At 60.7% G+C, this 15,827-nt stretch carries 12 protein-coding genes; 7 read left to right on the top strand and 5 right to left on the bottom strand.

All coding sequences use genetic code 11. From position 1 onward, the window contains the following. Positions 1–6: 6 nt before the first annotated feature. The 5 genes from parE (at position 7) to DFS28_RS07930 (ending at position 6,586) form a co-directional block, all read left to right on the top strand. A complete protein-coding gene (parE, locus tag DFS28_RS07950) occupies positions 7–1,911 on the top strand; it encodes a DNA topoisomerase IV subunit B (RefSeq protein WP_111449284.1) in 1,905 nt (634 codons plus the stop codon). After that, the gene (locus DFS28_RS07945; RefSeq protein WP_111449283.1) at positions 1,911–2,900 is read left to right on the top strand and encodes an esterase-like activity of phytase family protein; all 990 of its coding nucleotides are present in this window, start codon (positions 1,911–1,913) and stop codon (positions 2,898–2,900) included. Before parE ends, DFS28_RS07945 begins: the two co-directional genes overlap by 1 nt. Further along, the gene (locus tag DFS28_RS07940) at positions 2,897–3,421 is read left to right on the top strand and encodes a TIGR02281 family clan AA aspartic protease (protein ID WP_111449282.1); all 525 of its coding nucleotides are present in this window, start codon (positions 2,897–2,899) and stop codon (positions 3,419–3,421) included. The genes DFS28_RS07945 and DFS28_RS07940 overlap by 4 nt, the downstream gene beginning before the upstream one ends. 7 nt (positions 3,422–3,428) lie before the next feature. Further along, positions 3,429–5,696: a DNA topoisomerase IV subunit A gene (gene parC / locus DFS28_RS07935; protein WP_008153344.1), complete on the top strand. Its 2,268-nt coding sequence runs from the start codon at positions 3,429–3,431 to the stop codon at positions 5,694–5,696. A 176-nt stretch (positions 5,697–5,872) separates the two neighbouring features. Further along, positions 5,873–6,586: a membrane integrity-associated transporter subunit PqiC gene (locus DFS28_RS07930; protein WP_111449281.1), complete on the top strand. Its 714-nt coding sequence runs from the start codon at positions 5,873–5,875 to the stop codon at positions 6,584–6,586. Between the two features lie 378 nt (positions 6,587–6,964). Here the strand turns inward: DFS28_RS07930 and DFS28_RS07925 are convergent, their stop codons facing one another. Beyond that, positions 6,965–8,497: an AhpA/YtjB family protein gene (locus tag DFS28_RS07925; protein ID WP_111449280.1), complete on the bottom strand. Its 1,533-nt coding sequence runs from the start codon at positions 8,495–8,497 to the stop codon at positions 6,965–6,967. Positions 8,498–8,632: 135 nt separating this feature from the next. Here DFS28_RS07925 and serB point away from each other — a divergent pair, with 135 nt between their 5' ends. After that, positions 8,633–9,847: a phosphoserine phosphatase SerB gene (serB, locus tag DFS28_RS07920; RefSeq protein WP_008153333.1), complete on the top strand. Its 1,215-nt coding sequence runs from the start codon at positions 8,633–8,635 to the stop codon at positions 9,845–9,847. A gap of 128 nt (positions 9,848–9,975) precedes the next feature. Here serB and DFS28_RS07915 read toward each other — a convergent pair whose 3' ends face one another. Beyond that, positions 9,976–11,754, bottom strand: coding sequence for a molecular chaperone (locus DFS28_RS07915; protein ID WP_111449279.1), 1,779 nt, complete (start codon positions 11,752–11,754; stop codon positions 9,976–9,978). Between the two features lie 199 nt (positions 11,755–11,953). Between DFS28_RS07915 and DFS28_RS07910 the strand changes: the two genes are divergently transcribed. Beyond that, on the top strand, positions 11,954–12,355 hold the full coding sequence (locus DFS28_RS07910) for a hypothetical protein (RefSeq protein ID WP_042932429.1): 402 nt from the start codon (positions 11,954–11,956) through the stop codon (positions 12,353–12,355). 57 nt (positions 12,356–12,412) lie between these two features. Here DFS28_RS07910 and asd read toward each other — a convergent pair whose 3' ends face one another. From asd to DFS28_RS07895, 3 genes are read right to left on the bottom strand one after another with little or no spacing between them, the layout of a single operon-like run. After that, a complete protein-coding gene (asd, locus tag DFS28_RS07905; RefSeq protein ID WP_046045706.1) occupies positions 12,413–13,273 on the bottom strand; it encodes an archaetidylserine decarboxylase in 861 nt (286 codons plus the stop codon). Positions 13,274–13,291: 18 nt separating this feature from the next. Beyond that, on the bottom strand, positions 13,292–14,107 hold the full coding sequence (gene rhdA, locus DFS28_RS07900; RefSeq protein WP_111449278.1) for a thiosulfate sulfurtransferase: 816 nt from the start codon (positions 14,105–14,107) through the stop codon (positions 13,292–13,294). A gap of 42 nt (positions 14,108–14,149) precedes the next feature. After that, entirely contained in the window at positions 14,150–15,688 is a 1,539-nt protein-coding gene (locus DFS28_RS07895) for an HDOD domain-containing protein (RefSeq protein ID WP_111449277.1), read from the bottom strand. Positions 15,689–15,827: the final 139 nt, after the last annotated feature.

Here is a 15,827-nt window from a genome sequence, read left to right as displayed (position 1 = left end):
GACCCCATGGCCACTCCCAGCGCTAGCTCTTATAACGCAGACGCCATCGAAGTCCTCTCGGGCCTCGACCCGGTGCGCAAACGCCCCGGCATGTACACCGACACCAGTCGGCCGAACCACCTCGCCCAGGAAGTCATCGACAACAGCGTCGACGAAGCCTTGGCCGGGCACGCGACCTCGGTGCAGGTCATCCTGCACGCCGATCACTCCCTGGAAGTCAGCGATGACGGCCGTGGCATGCCGGTGGATATCCACGCCGAAGAAGGCGTGTCGGGCGTCGAGCTGATCCTCACCAAGCTCCATGCGGGCGGCAAGTTTTCCAACAAGAACTACCAGTTCTCCGGCGGTCTGCACGGGGTAGGTATTTCCGTGGTCAACGCCTTGTCGAACGAAGTCCGGGTGCGCGTAAAGCGTGACGGCAACGAATACCAGATGACTTTCGCCGACGGTTACAAGAAAACCGAGCTGGAAATCATCGGTTCCGTCGGCAAGCGCAACACCGGTACCAGCGTATTCTTCGCGCCGGACCCGAAATACTTCGATTCGCCGAAATTCTCCATCAGCCGCCTCAAGCACGTGCTCAAGGCCAAGGCCGTTCTGTGCCCGGGGCTGCTGGTCAGTTTTGAAGACAAGGCCACCGGCGAGAAAGTCGAATGGCATTACGAAGACGGCCTGCGCTCCTATCTGGTGGACGCGGTCAGCGAATTCGAACGGCTGCCGGACGAACCGTTCTGCGGCAGCCTGGCTGGTAACAAAGAAGCGGTCGATTGGGCGCTGCTGTGGTTGCCGGAAGGTGGCGACAGCGTTCAGGAAAGCTACGTCAACCTGATCCCGACGGCGCAGGGCGGTACCCACGTCAACGGTCTGCGTCAGGGCTTGCTCGATGCGATGCGCGAGTTCTGCGAATTCCGCAGCCTGCTGCCACGCGGCGTGAAGCTGGCGCCGGAAGACGTCTGGGAACGCATCGCTTTCGTGCTGTCGATGAAGATGCAAGAGCCGCAATTCTCCGGCCAGACCAAAGAGCGTCTGTCGTCCCGTGAAGCGGCCGCGTTTGTTTCCGGTGTGGTCAAGGACGCGTTCAGCCTGTGGCTCAACGCCAACCCGGAAACCGGCATGTTGCTGGCGGAACTGGCGATCAACAATGCCGGCCGTCGTCTGAAGGCCAGCAAAAAGGTCGAGCGCAAGCGCATCACGGCGGGGCCGGCACTGCCGGGCAAACTCGCCGACTGCGCCGGGCAGGACCCGATGCGTTCCGAGCTGTTCCTGGTGGAAGGTGATTCCGCCGGCGGTTCGGCCAAACAGGCACGAGACAAAGAATTTCAAGCGATCCTGCCGTTGCGCGGCAAGATCCTGAACACCTGGGAAGTCGATGGCAGCGAAGTGCTGGCCAGCCAGGAAGTGCACAACATCGCCGTGGCCATCGGTGTCGATCCGGGCTCGGCGGACATCGCTCAGCTGCGTTACGGCAAGATCTGCATCCTCGCCGACGCCGACTCCGACGGTCTGCACATCGCCACGTTGCTGTGCGCGTTGTTCGTCCAGCATTTCCGCCCGTTGGTGGATGCCGGTCACGTCTACGTCGCGATGCCGCCGTTGTACCGTATCGACCTGGGCAAAGAGATTTACTACGCCCTGGACGAAGCCGAGCGCGATGGCATCCTCGATCGTCTGGTGGCCGAGAAGAAACGCGGCAAGCCGCAGGTCACACGATTCAAAGGTCTGGGTGAAATGAACCCGCCACAGCTGCGCGAAACCACCATGGACCCGAACACTCGGCGTCTGGTGCAGCTGACGCTGGACGATTTTGAAGCGACCTCGGAAATGATGGACATGCTGCTGGCGAAGAAACGCGCCGGTGACCGCAAATCCTGGCTGGAATCCAAAGGCAATCTGGCCGAGGTTCTTGGCTGATGCGGGTTGGCTTTGCCCTGGCGTGTGCGTTACTTCTGACCTCGGTTTCGGTGTTTGCCGAACCGGTGCCGGAACTGCGCCTGTTGTCCGAGCATCCCGTTGACGGTATGCGCGGCGGCAACCTGTCAGGGTTGGCCCAGTGCGGCAAGGATATGTGGACGGTGTCGGATCGCGACGACGATCAGATTTACCGGCTCGATACCCGCGACAGGGTATGGCAAGCCGAAACCGTGGGCATCGGCGTGCCGCCGGTGCCAGACAGCGGTTTGCCCTGGGGCCTGCGTTCGCGGACCTGGCTGGCGTCGTTTGTCCGTGGCGGGGATCTGGATTTTGAAGGCATCACCTGCGACAGCGCCGGTAACCGCTATATCGTCAGCGAATCCCATGCTGCGATTCTGCAAGTGCCGCCCGTTGGGCCATCGTCCTGGCTGAAGATCTCGCCGATGCTGATTCGAGAAGCCCGGGCCAGCGGCATGCTGCTGCACTTCAATGCGTTGTTCGAGGGCCTGGCGATCAATCCGGGGGGTGATCAAATGTGGCTCGCCGCCGAGCGTCAGAGCCGTGGATTGTTGTTGATCAAGCGCAAACAGACGGTATGGGATTGCGATGGTGGCTGTGTGTTGCTGAGCGAAGCCGGGAAAGAAATGCAACCGGCGCAGTTTCCCCGAGCCAAAGCAGTGTCCAGAGACTTTTCCGACCTGTCGCTGTTCAACGGCAAGCTGTTTACCCTTGAGCGCAACGCTTACCAGATCTGCCGCCGTGATCCGGTGACGGCCAAGGTCGAGCGCTGCTGGTCGTTTGCCGATGAAGCCTTGCAGGCGCATCGCCGCTATTCAAATCCTTACGGCCTGACCGAAGCGTTGATTGTTGACGCCGAGGGCGCGTGGATTGGCACCGACAACAACAACGATGCCCGCGCCGATGGCGAGGAACGTCCGATCGTCTGGCGCTTTGCCGCGCCTGAAGGCGGCTGGAGCGCCAAGCCGTGAGCCAGCAAACGCCGGGTAAACGCGCCGGTCGGGTATTTATGGTGCTGGCCTGGTGCGCGGCGCTGTTTCTGGCCACTCGATTTTTCGGCCAGTGGGAAGTGCGTCAGCAGAATCCTAATATGGTGGTCAGCTCCGAGCGGGGCGAAGATTTTATCGAGGTGAAACTGGCCAGTAACAACCAGGGTCACTTCGTCGCCAGCGGCCAGATCAACGGCCAGCCGGTGGATTTCATGCTCGATACCGGGGCGACCGACGTGTCGATCCCGGCGGAAATGGCCGAACGGCTGAAACTGGAAAAAGGCTTCGGGGTGACCCTGAGCACAGCCAACGGTCGAACCCAGGGTTACCGAACCCGCATCGACCGGCTGCAACTGGGCGACATTGTGCTGCGTGATGTGCGCGCCCTCGTCGTGCCAGGCCTGGATGGCAAGCAAGTGCTGCTCGGTATGAGCGCGCTGAACCAACTTGAATTTACCCAGCGCGGTGGCACCATGCTGCTGCGCCAGACAACGAACCGATGAGGCCCGCATGAGCGACTCCCTTGATCTCAGCCTGGACGGTGTAGAACGCCGGTCACTGGCTGACTTCACCGAAAATGCCTACCTCAACTACTCCATGTACGTGATCATGGACCGTGCCTTGCCGCATATCGGCGACGGCCTGAAACCGGTACAGCGGCGCATCATCTACGCGATGAGCGAGTTGGGGCTGGACGCCGATTCCAAGCACAAGAAATCGGCGCGTACCGTCGGTGACGTACTTGGTAAGTTCCACCCGCACGGCGACTCGGCCTGCTACGAAGCCATGGTCCTGATGGCCCAGCCGTTCAGCTATCGCTACACGCTGGTCGACGGTCAGGGTAACTGGGGTGCGCCGGATGATCCCAAGTCCTTCGCCGCCATGCGTTACACCGAGGCGCGGCTGTCGCGTTATTCCGAAGTGCTGCTCAGTGAACTGGGCCAGGGCACTGCGGACTGGGGGCCGAATTTCGACGGTACCCTCGACGAGCCGCTGGTGTTGCCGGCGCGTTTGCCGAACATCCTGCTCAACGGCACCACCGGCATCGCCGTGGGCATGGCCACCGACGTACCGCCGCACAACCTGCGCGAAGTCGCCACGGCGTGCGTGCGTTTGCTCGATGAGCCCAAAGCCACGGTCGAACAACTCTGCGAGCACATCCAGGGGCCGGATTACCCGACCGAAGCGGAAATCATCACGCCGCGCGCTGACCTGCTGAAAATGTACGAAACCGGCAAGGGCTCGGTGCGCATGCGCGCCGTGTACCACATCGAAGACGGCGACATCATCGTCACGGCGCTGCCGCATCAGGTGTCTGGCGCCAAGGTGCTGGAACAGATCGCGGCCATGATGCAGGCCAAACCGTCGAAAGCCCCGCAGATCGCTGACTTGCGAGACGAATCCGACCACGAAAACCCGTGTCGGATCGTGATTATTCCGGGCGCACGCAAAAACTTTGACCACGATGCATTGATGACCCACCTGTTCGCCAGCACCGAGCTGGAGTCGAGCTACCGGGTCAACATCAACATCATCGGTCTGGATGGCAAGCCGCAGCTGAAAAACCTGCGTGCGCTGTTGGTCGAGTGGCTGGAGTTCCGGGTCCAGACTGTGCGTCGTCGTCTGCAATTCCGCCTCGACAAGGTCGAGCGTCGCCTGCACCTGTTGGACGGTTTGTTGATCGCCTACCTCAACCTGGATGAAGTGATCCACATCATCCGCACCGAGGAGCACCCGAAAGCCGCGCTGATCGCACGTTTCGCCCTGAGCGAAATCCAGGCCGACTACATCCTCGACACCCGTTTGCGTCAGTTGGCGCGACTGGAAGAAATGAAGCTGCGTGCCGAGCAGGATGAACTGCTCAAGGAACAGGCCAAGCTGCAAGCCCTGCTGAGCAGCGAAGCCAAGCTGAAAAAACTGGTGCGCACCGAGCTGATCAAGGACGCCGAAACCTACGGCGACGACCGTCGCTCGCCAATCGTCGAGCGCGCCGAAGCCAAGGCCCTGACCGAGCACGATCTGCTGCCGAACGAGAAAGTGACCGTCGTCCTGTCGGAAAAAGGCTGGGTTCGTTCCGCCAAGGGCCACGAAATCGACGCCACCGGGCTTTCCTACAAGGCCGGGGATGGTTTCAAGGCCTTGGCGCCCGGACGTTCCAACCAGTTTGCGGTGTTTATCGATTCCACCGGTCGCAGCTATTCGGTGGCCGCGCACACGCTGCCATCAGCCCGAGGCCAGGGCGAACCGCTGACCGGTCGTCTGACGCCGCCGCCAGGGGCGAGCTTCGAATGCGTGCTGATGCCGGAAGACGATTCGCTGTATGTAATTGCGTCCGACGCCGGTTACGGTTTCGTGGTAAAAGGTGAGGACCTGCAAGCCAAGAACAAGGCGGGTAAGGCGCTGTTGAGTCTGCCGAACAACGCCAAGGTGATTCTGCCGCGTCCGGTGGCTGATCGTGAGCAAAACTGGCTGGCCTCGGTGACCACCGAAGGTCGCCTGCTGATCTTCAAAATCAGCGATCTGCCACAATTAGGTAAAGGTAAAGGTAATAAGATCATCGGGATTTCCGGCGAGCGTGTTGCCAGCCGGGAAGAATATGTCACGGACATCGCCGTTCTGCCGGATGGCGCCACATTGGTGCTGCAGGCCGGAAAACGTACCTTGTCACTAAAAGCGGACGACCTCGAGCACTACAAAGGTGAGCGTGGACGTCGTGGGAACAAATTGCCACGTGGCTTTCAGAGGGTAGATGCGCTGCTCGTCGAAAACCTCAATTAAGCGTCCTAGAGCGCTCGATCTACGATTTAGCGCGTAGATCGACGCTTTGGCGCTGGAGTCGGAACGCATATTCACGGATGATATGGCCTTTCAAGCGCCGGCGTGGCCGAGCGTTCTTCATATTTATTGAGTATTTTCACTGTGGTTAGCCTTGTGGCAACCACCTGGATGGGACGATGACTGCTCTGCGCCTTCCTTTTATTTTGATGCTCGCGGGCGTTCTTGGCCTGGCGGGTTGCAGCGTTCACCAACCGGTGTCGCTGTATCAGCTGGACAGCGGAAGTCCGGCTCAGCCTGCGCAAAGCGCGGGCATGGCTGTATTGCTGGGTCCGGTAACGGTAGCCGATTATCTGCAACGCGAAACGTTGTTGCAGCGACAGCCGGATGGCAGCCTGCAAGCGTCGGCTGATGGTCGTTGGGCGGGTAGCCTGTCGTCGGATATCGATCAACTGCTGCTGCGTCAGGTCGCCGGTCATCTGGACAGCCAGCGCGTAGTGCTGGCGCCAGCGACAGTGGGCTTCACGCCGGATGTGCAGGTTCTCCTGACGATTACTCGCCTGGACTCGGGTGAGGCGCAACCGGCGATCCTTGATGCGCAATGGCGTCTGATCGACCGTCGTGGCCAGGTTCGTGATAACCGCATCATTCACCTGCAAGAGCAACATGCCGGTGGCACGGCGGCTCAGGTTCAGGCTCAGGGTGTGTTGTTGCAGCGTCTGGCCCAGCAACTGTCGACGGCCCTCAAGCCGCTGGCGAATCAGCCGCCGATTGCCGAAGCGCCGCGCAAACCGTCGCCTAAGCCTGTGGCCCCTGCTGCCGAGCAGGACAAACAGCCGAAGATCCCGATGGCTTCGCCGATCAGGACCGATATGGAAGTGTTCAGGTTCTGAGCCTGGATTGATCCAGAAACAAAGCCCGCCATGTGCGGGCTTTGTTGCTTCTGCGCAATGAATCTTCAGTGCTTCTTATGGCCTCTTCGCGAGCAAGCCCGCTCCCACAGTGGATCTTCAATGAGCACGCTGTTTATGGACAGCGGGGATCAATGTGGGAGCGGGCTTGCTCGCGAAGAGGCGGGAACAGGCAACAAAAAGCCCGGATCAAAAGATCGCAGCCTTCGGCAGCTCCTACAGGGTCGGATAGACCGCGGCTTTGCAGAGGCATGCGAACTTTTTAGGAGCTGCCGAAGGCTGCGATCTTTTCAGAGCAGTCACCAAAAAGCCCGCAGACGATCACTCGTCTGCGGGCTTCTTTACAACCGGGACTAGGGTTTACGCCCGTCGTTCATGCATCCGCGCCAGTTGCCGCTCAAGCATCGACGGATAAGGCTCCATCAGCCGCTCTACGCAACAAGCGCCTTCCGGGCTTGCGATCGGTCGGATTCGAGCGCGCTGGCGAATCAGTGCGTCGTCACCGATCTTGCGCTCCACCAGCAACAGGTTGCGGCTGTGTTGCGACAGGGCCAGCGCATCCTGGGCGGTTTCGGTCAGCAGTAGATCAATCTGGCTCAGGCCAAACAGTTCGTCACCCAGGGTCAGGCCCAGTTGCAATTGCAGGGTGATGCCGCTGTCGGCGACTTCGATCTGCAACTGATGGCCCAGAGCCCGCAACAATTCACCGCAGCAGATGGCATTGGTCAGGTAGTCGTCGCCGCTGTCTTCGGTATGGAACAACATCAGCGTGCTGCCATCGTTCAGGGTGTGCAGCTCGCTCTGGTAGAGCGAGGCGGCCTGATCGAGGCAGTCGCGATAGCGTTTGAGCAGTTCTTCCAGGCGTGTGCGGGGCAAACGACGCAGCTGATCCTGAGCGCCCAGTTGCACGGCCAGCACCGCGCTGTGTTGCGGCACGTTCGACAGTTGCGGTTTGGCTACCGGTTTCGGCGCAGTCGAAGCTGATTCATCACGCAAGTCGGCAAATGCATCGTCGTCATCATCGTCTTCAACGGTGCTGACAATGCGCCGTGGCGCAGGTTTGAGACCGGCCACAGGCTTGGATTCATCGAAACTCGGGTCACGCAAATTGCGCACTTCGAAGGTTGGCTCGTTATCGTCGGCATCTTCGTAGTCGCTTTCGTCGTATTCAGGCTCGGGAGCAGGTTCCGGCTCGGCGGGCTCTGGTGCGAAGTCGGCGTGCAGCTGACGGGCCAGATCGCCGATCTCATCCTGACGCTCGGTGGCCGGGGTGTGTTCGTCGATATGGCGCAGCCACACCCGCAATTGCAGCAACGGCGTGGAGATGTGCCGACCCAGGCGCAGGCTCAAGGCCAGGGACAGCGCCAGCAGAATCGCGCTCAAAATGCCCATGCTTTGCAGGCTGATGGTCATCGGCTGCTGGAACTGATCCATGTCCAGGCTGATACGCAGTTGCCCGGCGGTCACATCCTGGAAAGTGATCTTGCTCTGGTACATGCCTTCGGCTTCGCCCAGCAGGCTGTGCTTGGGGCGCTGACCGGCTTCGGCGAGGATGCGGTTATCCACGCTGTAGATGGCAGCGTGAGCCACCAGCTTGTTTTTGGTCAGGTTGTTGAGCAGCACATTGAGACTGAGGATGTCGTTGGACACCAACAGCTCTGTGGCGGACGTGGCAGTCTGGGTGGTCAGGCTTTCGCCCAGCGCATCCGCCTGCTCGTGCATGGCCTGCTTGAACTGCAAACCCATCACGCAGGCATAGATCACCAGGGCCAGAGCGACCAGGATCACGTTATGGCTGGCGATGCGCAATGCAATCGGTACACGGCGGTGGCGCAGTGCACGGAAGATCAGCAGAAAGAAGTTATCGGTTTTTACTGGCGTGGGCCGGTTCACTTGAGCTCGGCTCTTTTGTCCGTGGAGTTGACGCGCAGTATAGCGACAGGCCCTAGACCGTCAAAGCGCTCACGGTGCCCGATGGTCACTGAATGTGGGTAGAATGCGGTTTTTTTCCACCTGCGGGGGTGCGCCTTGCGCGAAATCGTCCTGATAAACATCACGGGAGTCGACCGTCCGGGTCTGACTGCGGCCATTACCGGCGTTCTGGCCCAGGGTGGTGTGAACATTCTCGACATCGGTCAGGCGGTGATCCACGACACCTTGTCGTTCGGCATCCTGGTTGAAATTCCTGACACCGAGCAAGGCAAGTCGGTGCTCAAGGACATCCTGTTCACGGCGTATAAGCTCGATCAGCAGGTGCGTTTCACGCCGGTGTCCGAAGAGGATTACCAGCAGTGGGTTGGCAATCAGGGCAAGAAACGCCACATCGTGACCCTGCTGACCCGCAAAGTGACCGCCGGGCAATTGCAGGCCGTGAGTTCGATTACCGCCAAATATGGCCTGAACATCGACCACATCGATCGTCTGTCCGGGCGCATGCCGCTGGACACCCCGGCCGATCAGGGCAAGGGCTGCATCGAGTTTTCCGTTCGTGGTGAAGCGGCGGATCCGCAAGCGCTGCGGGCCGAATTCCTCAGCGTCGCGCAGGAACTGAACGTCGACATCGCCTTCCAGGAAGATTCACTGTTCCGTCGTAACCGTCGCCTGGCGGTGTTCGACATGGATTCGACGCTGATCGAAGCCGAAGTCATCGACGAATTGGCCAAGGCTGCCGGCGTGGGCGATCAGGTGTCTGCGATCACCGAGCGGGCGATGGCCGGCGAATTGGACTTCCGCGCCAGCTTCAAGGAGCGCCTGGCCTTGTTGAAAGGGCTGGACGTCAGCGTGCTGGATTCCATCGGCGCCTCCCTGCGTCTGACCGAAGGTGCCGAAACACTGTTCGCCGAACTCAAGCGTCTGGGCTACAAGACCGCCATCCTGTCGGGCGGCTTTACCTACTTCGCCAAGCAATTGCAGGCCAAGCTGGGCATCGACTACGTGTTCGCCAACGAACTGGAAGTGGTGGACGGCAAAGTGACTGGCGTGGCGGTCGAGCCGATTGTTGATGCGCAACGCAAGGCGGATCTGCTGAAGGAACTGGCGCACAAGGAAGGTTTGCGTCTGGAACAGACCATTGCGGTCGGCGACGGCGCCAACGATTTGCCAATGCTGGCGATTGCCGGGTTGGGCGTGGCGTTCCGTGCCAAGCCGCTGGTCAAGCAGTCGGCGAAGCAGGCGATTTCCACCCTTGGGCTGGATGGCGTGCTGTATCTGCTGGGCTTCCGGGATCGCGACGGGCAGCTTTGAGGTATTTGCTGTCTGATCTGGCCTCTTCGCGAGCAAGCCCGCTCCCACATTGATCTCTGTTCGACGCAGATCTAATGTGGGAGCGGGCTTGCTCGCGAAGGCCGCGCCACGGTCTTACAGATTCATCCTCAAAGTGTTTTCCACAATGAGTCAAAATCCTCCTCAGCGCCGCTCACTGCGGCGTTGTCGTTTTTGGCGACCTCCAGTGGGCGGTAGGCGAACTGATTGAAGCTGTTGGTGCTCGCCACCCGCCGCTCCAGCCCGACCCGACGTTCCTCGCCGTGGGTATTGATCATGACCTTATTGCCCTCCTGGAAGGGCAGGCGCGGCGCGAGCAGGGTGGCCGGCACGTCGATGGCGCTGATTTGCGGCAACAACAGACCTCGAAGGTATTGGCTGTGGTCATCACGGGTGCGCACCAGTTGCAGGCCGCAAGGCTCGGCGCAGGGCGCAACCTGCTCGATGCCCATTTGCGTGCCGCCGCCGCGCACCTGGCGGATCCAGCGCACCACCGCGATGCTCCAACCCTGACCGGCAGAATCCTCGATACCGACCATCTCACCTGCCTGTAACTCGGCCGGCACAGCGCCGGGCCAGGCCAGGCAGTAACCGCCGGGGCTGTGATTGATCACTGACAGAACATGGGTCGGGAAGTGCTGATTGCGGTCGGATGCTGCGTGGCTGTCGTCATTCTGAAGCTGCGGGTATTCGATCTCTTCGTAGGGCAACAGAGCGTCTGCATTGCCTTGGGGCGCGGCGTCGAAGGCCTGGTGCCATTGGTCCTTTTCCCGGCCGGTCGCTGACGTTACCGAAAACTGTGCAGGCCGGGCGCCGTGGTTTTTCAGGATGTCGCTGAATGAGCGTTGCCCACCCAGATAAAAGTGCAGCGCACTCATGCCTATGCACAGGGTCAACGTGCCTTGGCCAACGGTGCGCTGGAAACTGCGCTCGGCCGTCTGGCCCCAGGCGGCATGAAGGTGTTGCAACGAGTCCAGGCTTAACCCTGTCGACATGGGCAGTGGCGATGAGCTGTCGTTTTTTTGCAAATGAGCTTCAATTGCCGCGACCAACGGCTGCGGATCAATCCCCAACAAGCTCTCTTGCTGCTCGGCGCGGAACTTGGTGCGGTAACGCGGTCCGGTGTCGAGGTCTGGCGCGACGGCAAATAACCCAGTGGCCGGTTTGCCGGGTTGCAGCTTGATCCATTGGCTCCAAGGTTCCAGCACTTCGGCCACCCGGGCAATCTGGTGCTGGCGCAGTTGGTTGCAGCGTGAGGCGCCCAGCAGCAAGGCGACCACGTACGTCTGTTCGATGCTCAGGGTTTGCGTCTGATTGGCCAGCTCATCGCGCAGGCTCGTGTGCTGGAGCCGGTGCGCGCAGGCGATCCGGTAGAGTTGATGCAGCTCCAGCCACAGGCCTTCCGGCACGGGGCAATAGAGTTTGGTCGCGCGGATCAGCGACCCGTTCAGGCAATGGAGCGCCCGTTGCAGCGCCTGGGTCAGCAGCGGCGCACGGTCCTTGCTGAACGTTGGTGTGATGCGCACGACAATTTGTTTATAACCAATGGCCAAGTGACTTTGCAGCGCCTGGCAGAGGTTGGCGATCTTGCGGGAACGCTCGTCGAGGACAATCGACTGATGCAGGAAATGCTGCTCAAGGTGTTTGCAGACGTAATACACCTCGGGCCGCAGCAGTTCGAGCAATTGCAGGCGATTGTCACTGGGCGTGAACAGCTGGTTGAGTTCGCTCAAGCCTTGATACAGCTGGCGAGCGGTTTCGCCGATGTTGGCTTTGGGCAGATTGGCGATCCAGCGCTTGAGGTCGCGCGGGGTGGCTTCACAGAACGACAGACGCACCTGCAGCGGGACGGGCGCGCGTAGCAGAAGATGGGGGCTGGTCTCATTCATGCCGTGAAAAAACTCCAACCGGTAAATGGGCAGTGAATGACCTGACTGTAGCAGCTATGGATTTTTACCGTTTGTCTGTCAGTCGAATGCCATCCGGGCGTACTACTAATCTGACAGTCGTGCGACTGGATACGCACGGTCGTACGGCCTGCTGCCTACGCAGGGCAGGTCTCTTTGTAACTTCAAGGAGATGAAGTTTATGTCTAGATATGTAGTGGCAAATCAATGGGGCGGTAGTTCGGCACCCTGGCATCCGGGCGGAGACTGGACGCTAGGCGCGCGGGACAACCAGAACGTTGTCGCGATCGAGATCAAATCGGGCGATGGCGGCAAGAGTTTCACCGGCACCATGACGTATGCGGGTGAAGGTCCCATTGGCTTCAAGGCTCAGCGCACGGGCCAGAACCAGTACAACGTTGAAAATCAGTGGGGCGGCAACGACGCTCCATGGCATCCGGGTGGCAAATGGGTCATCGGCGGCCGTGATAATCAGAACGTTGTGGCGTTGAGCGTGACCTCCAGTGATGGAGGGAAAAACCTCAGTGGCACCAATACCTACGCTAACGAAGGGCCGATCGGCTTCCGTGGACAGATAGAGTAACGGCACCCACCGAAATGTCCGGCCCCGCGAAGACGTTCGCGGGGTTCGGATCAGGGATCAGGCTTTTGCCAGGCCCATGCCCTGGCCCATCTGCACCGGCGAACCGGCCGCCAGCTCTTCAGCCCACTTAACTTGATCTGGCCCGAACAGCACGACAGCGGTCGAACCCAGTTTGAAGCGGCCCAGTTCTGCACCTTTCTCCAAATGGATCGGCGCACGGGCAGCTTCGTCGTAGCGGAAGGTTTTCAGCTCGCGTTTCGGCGGCGTGACCAACCCGGCCCAAACGGTTTCGATCGACGCAACGATCATCGCGCCCACCAGCACCACGGCCATCGGCCCGCGCTCGGTGTCGAAAATGCACGCCACACGCTCGTTGCGGGCGAACAGTTCCGGAACGTTTTCGGCGGTGGTCTGGTTGACCGAGAAGATCCGGCCGGGGATGTAGACCATCTCGCGCAGGGTGCCGGCCAACGGCATGTGCACGCGGTGGTAGTCCTTCGGCGAGAGATAAATAGTCGCGAAGTCACCGCCCATGAACGGCGCTGCGTTGGCAGCGTCGCCGCCCAGCAATTCCAGCACGCTGAAGCTGTGGCCCTTGGCCTGGAACACTCGACCGTGTTCGATCGGGCCCAGTTGGCTGACCGCACCGTCGGCCGGGCTGAGGATCGCGCCAGGCGTCTCGTCCAGCGGGCGAGCGCCGTCTTTCAAGGCGCGAGTGAAGAACGCATTGAAGTGCTCGTAAGCGGTCAGGTCTTCGACCAGCGCCTGCGACATGTCCACCTGATAACGCTTGGCGAACCAGGCGGTGAAGGCGTTCTTGAACCAGCGTACGCGGCATTCGGCGATGCAGCCGGCCAGTCGCGACAGCAGGTGATGGGGCAGCAGGTATTGGCTGAGGATAAACAAACGCTTATTCATTAACTGTCCTTAAAAACCTTAAATCTCTACGGGCGTATCGGGGTGGTTGCCCCATTCGCCCCAGGAACCGGCGTAGCCTTTGACCCGCGGATAACCGAGGGATTTGGCCACCAGATAGGTGAAGCCAGAACGATGGTGTGTCTGGCAGTGGGTAATCACTTCTTTGTCTTTGCTGATCCCGAGTTTTTCCAGGATCTGCGGCATGTCGGTGCGGATGCGCAGGTTGCGCGCCTGATCCATGCCCGCAGTCCATTCGAAATTGACCGCGCCGGGAATGTGCCCGGCCTTGGCCGCCAGGACTTTCTCGCCGGAGTACTCCAGCGGCCCGCGTGCGTCCCAGATCGCCAGATCGGCGGCACCGAGACGGCTTTGCAGGTACTCGCGGGTGGCCGTGGGTTCGTCGTGCAGGGTCAGCGCAACCGGGCCGCCGACCGGCGCCGGGATCTGGATCGACATGGGCAAGCCTTCTGCCAGCCAGGCCTTCAGGCCGCCGTCGACATAGTGGTACTTGCTATGGCCGATGACATCCAGCAGCCAGATAAAGCGCCCGGCCCAACCGCCGCCTTCGTCGTCATAGACGACATAGACCGCATCGGGGTTGTGTCCCAGCTCACCGAACAATGCTTCGAGCGCCGCTTGCGGCGGCATCAGCCCCGGCGCAGGTGGGTGACCGAGTTGCGTGCGTTTCGGATCGACAAAGCGCGCACCGGGGATATGCCCTTCGGCATAGCGGGCGCTGCTGGTCAGGTCCACCAGAATCAGTTCGCGGGCGTCAAGACGAGGGAGCAAGTCGCTCGGCTCGATCACCAGCGGCAAGCCAGAGAAGTCAGACATGTGAGGTCTCCAGAGCACAAAAGGGAGGATTGTATAGCAGCGTCATTGGCCGCGCTGACTAAAGCTGTGCAGTGCCTTTTCGATGCACTGCGCGGTTTTGCCGAAGGCTTGTACGGTGATTTCCGAGAACGGCCCGCCGCCCTGATCCGCCACCACAATCATGATCACCCGACCATTATTGACCAGTGAACGCAGCAGCAAGTGTTCGCCGCCGAACTGTGAGCGCAGGCTGGCCGGCAGCATGGCCGAGAATTGTGCGTTGTTGGCTGGCGTCAGGCGTACCTGGGCCTGTTGCGAGAGCAGGCGTTGCAGCACGGTGCTCTGGCTGACGACGAAGTTCAGACCGGCCACTTCTTTTGGCAGCCCGGCCGTCTGATGCACCCGCAGATTGGCGTGAGTACGGTCGGCCATCAGGATCATCACCCGACGCATGCCGCACGCGACCAAAGCGTCCCGGGCAGAGGTGGTCAAGTGCATGGCATTGGTGAAGCGGCTGGGCTCGACCAGCAACTCGGCACACTGTCTGCGCCATTTCGCCAGGTCTTCGGCCGTCGGCGCCGGGGCCGGCAGCAAGCCTGCGTGCACGCGGTTCATGCCCCACGGCCAGATCAGTGAAACGGCCGGGTGCCAAAGGTCTGGCATGGCGTGATGGCGGGCGCTGTTGGCAGCCTGTTGGTGCAACTGCTGCTGCACCTCGTCCATCGGCATTTGCAGGTAAAGGCTGGTCAGGTACTGCCAGCGTTCACTGTGCGGACTGTCCCAGGCCTGTTGCGCCGACAGCGCCAGACCGTTGGCCAGCAGCACCGTATTGGCCGGTTGATTGAGCCAGCGGCGCAGGGTCGGATCGTCATCGAGGCGGTTCTGCTGGCGCAATGGATGATCGCTGTCGCGCGCGATGCGCAGCACTTTCACCAGCTCACGTTGCTCGTTGAGCAGCAGCCGGTAACCCTGCTGCACCCAGATCGGCAGGCGCCAGATGTCCACGAGCGCCAGGCAGATATCCAGCAGGCGCGCGCCGAACAATTGCTTTTCGACTGTGCGCGCCGACTCGCCTTTATGCATGACCCGCAGCTCCCACTCTTCGAGCAGCTGCGGATGAGTCAACGCCATCGGCCACAGCGGCGAGAGAAACAGCAGGCTGCCCCAGTGGATGTCCTGCCACAGCCGCGCCAGGCGACTGGCGAAAAAACCGTTGGCCTGTTGGGTCGCGTGCTGGCTGATCAGCTGTAGCTGACGCAGGGCGATCGGGATCTCCGATTGCGGCTGGGCAGGCAACCGGGCGAGCAGTTCTTCGGTGCGCTTCAAACCGAGGCGATTGATCGCCACCTCAAGGTTTTCCGCAGGCTCGGTCATGCTGCCGTGGGTGTGGCGATTGGCTTCGCGAATCACGCTCAAGGCCAGCGCCGGGCTGTCCTGTATCAGTTCGGCGATATCGCGCAGGGAGCTGCGACTGTTGGCGATGGCCTTGCAGACACGGTCATGACTGGCTTGCGGAACCGGCAGGCGCACGCCATCGAGAAGCTTGACCCAGCCTTCGAGAGTGGTCGGTTTGGGAGTTGGAACGTTCGTTTCGTTAGCCATGTCTGGACGCGATCATCGTCTGCATTACCTATGCCCGGAGCGGGCCAAATTGGCTTTTCGCCTGAACTGGCTATAGTCTGGCGCAGTTTTGCCGATAAGTAGAAGAAGAGATTTTTTAACTTCCGAATATGACCTTGAA

The organism is Pseudomonas sp. 478 (assembly GCF_003254125.1).
Lineage (GTDB): Bacteria > Pseudomonadota > Gammaproteobacteria > Pseudomonadales > Pseudomonadaceae > Aquipseudomonas.
Note: the sequence above shows the minus strand (reverse complement) of the source record. Positions and strands in the feature narration are given on the sequence as shown.

Excerpts from the sequence above, each read along its gene's own strand:
- DFS28_RS07915 (WP_111449279.1), bottom strand. The coding sequence starts at position 11,754 with ATGAATGAGACCAGCCCCCATCTTCTGCTACGCGCGCCCGTCCCGCTG.
- DFS28_RS07910 (WP_042932429.1), top strand. The coding sequence starts at position 11,954 with ATGTCTAGATATGTAGTGGCAAATCAATGGGGCGGTAGTTCGGCACCC.
- parC (WP_008153344.1), top strand. The coding sequence starts at position 3,429 with ATGAGCGACTCCCTTGATCTCAGCCTGGACGGTGTAGAACGCCGGTCA.
- rhdA (WP_111449278.1), bottom strand. The coding sequence starts at position 14,107 with ATGTCTGACTTCTCTGGCTTGCCGCTGGTGATCGAGCCGAGCGACTTG.
- parE (WP_111449284.1), top strand. The coding sequence starts at position 7 with ATGGCCACTCCCAGCGCTAGCTCTTATAACGCAGACGCCATCGAAGTC.
- DFS28_RS07945 (WP_111449283.1), top strand. The coding sequence starts at position 1,911 with ATGCGGGTTGGCTTTGCCCTGGCGTGTGCGTTACTTCTGACCTCGGTT.
- DFS28_RS07930 (WP_111449281.1), top strand. The coding sequence starts at position 5,873 with ATGACTGCTCTGCGCCTTCCTTTTATTTTGATGCTCGCGGGCGTTCTT.
- asd (WP_046045706.1), bottom strand. The coding sequence starts at position 13,273 with ATGAATAAGCGTTTGTTTATCCTCAGCCAATACCTGCTGCCCCATCAC.
- DFS28_RS07895 (WP_111449277.1), bottom strand. The coding sequence starts at position 15,688 with ATGGCTAACGAAACGAACGTTCCAACTCCCAAACCGACCACTCTCGAA.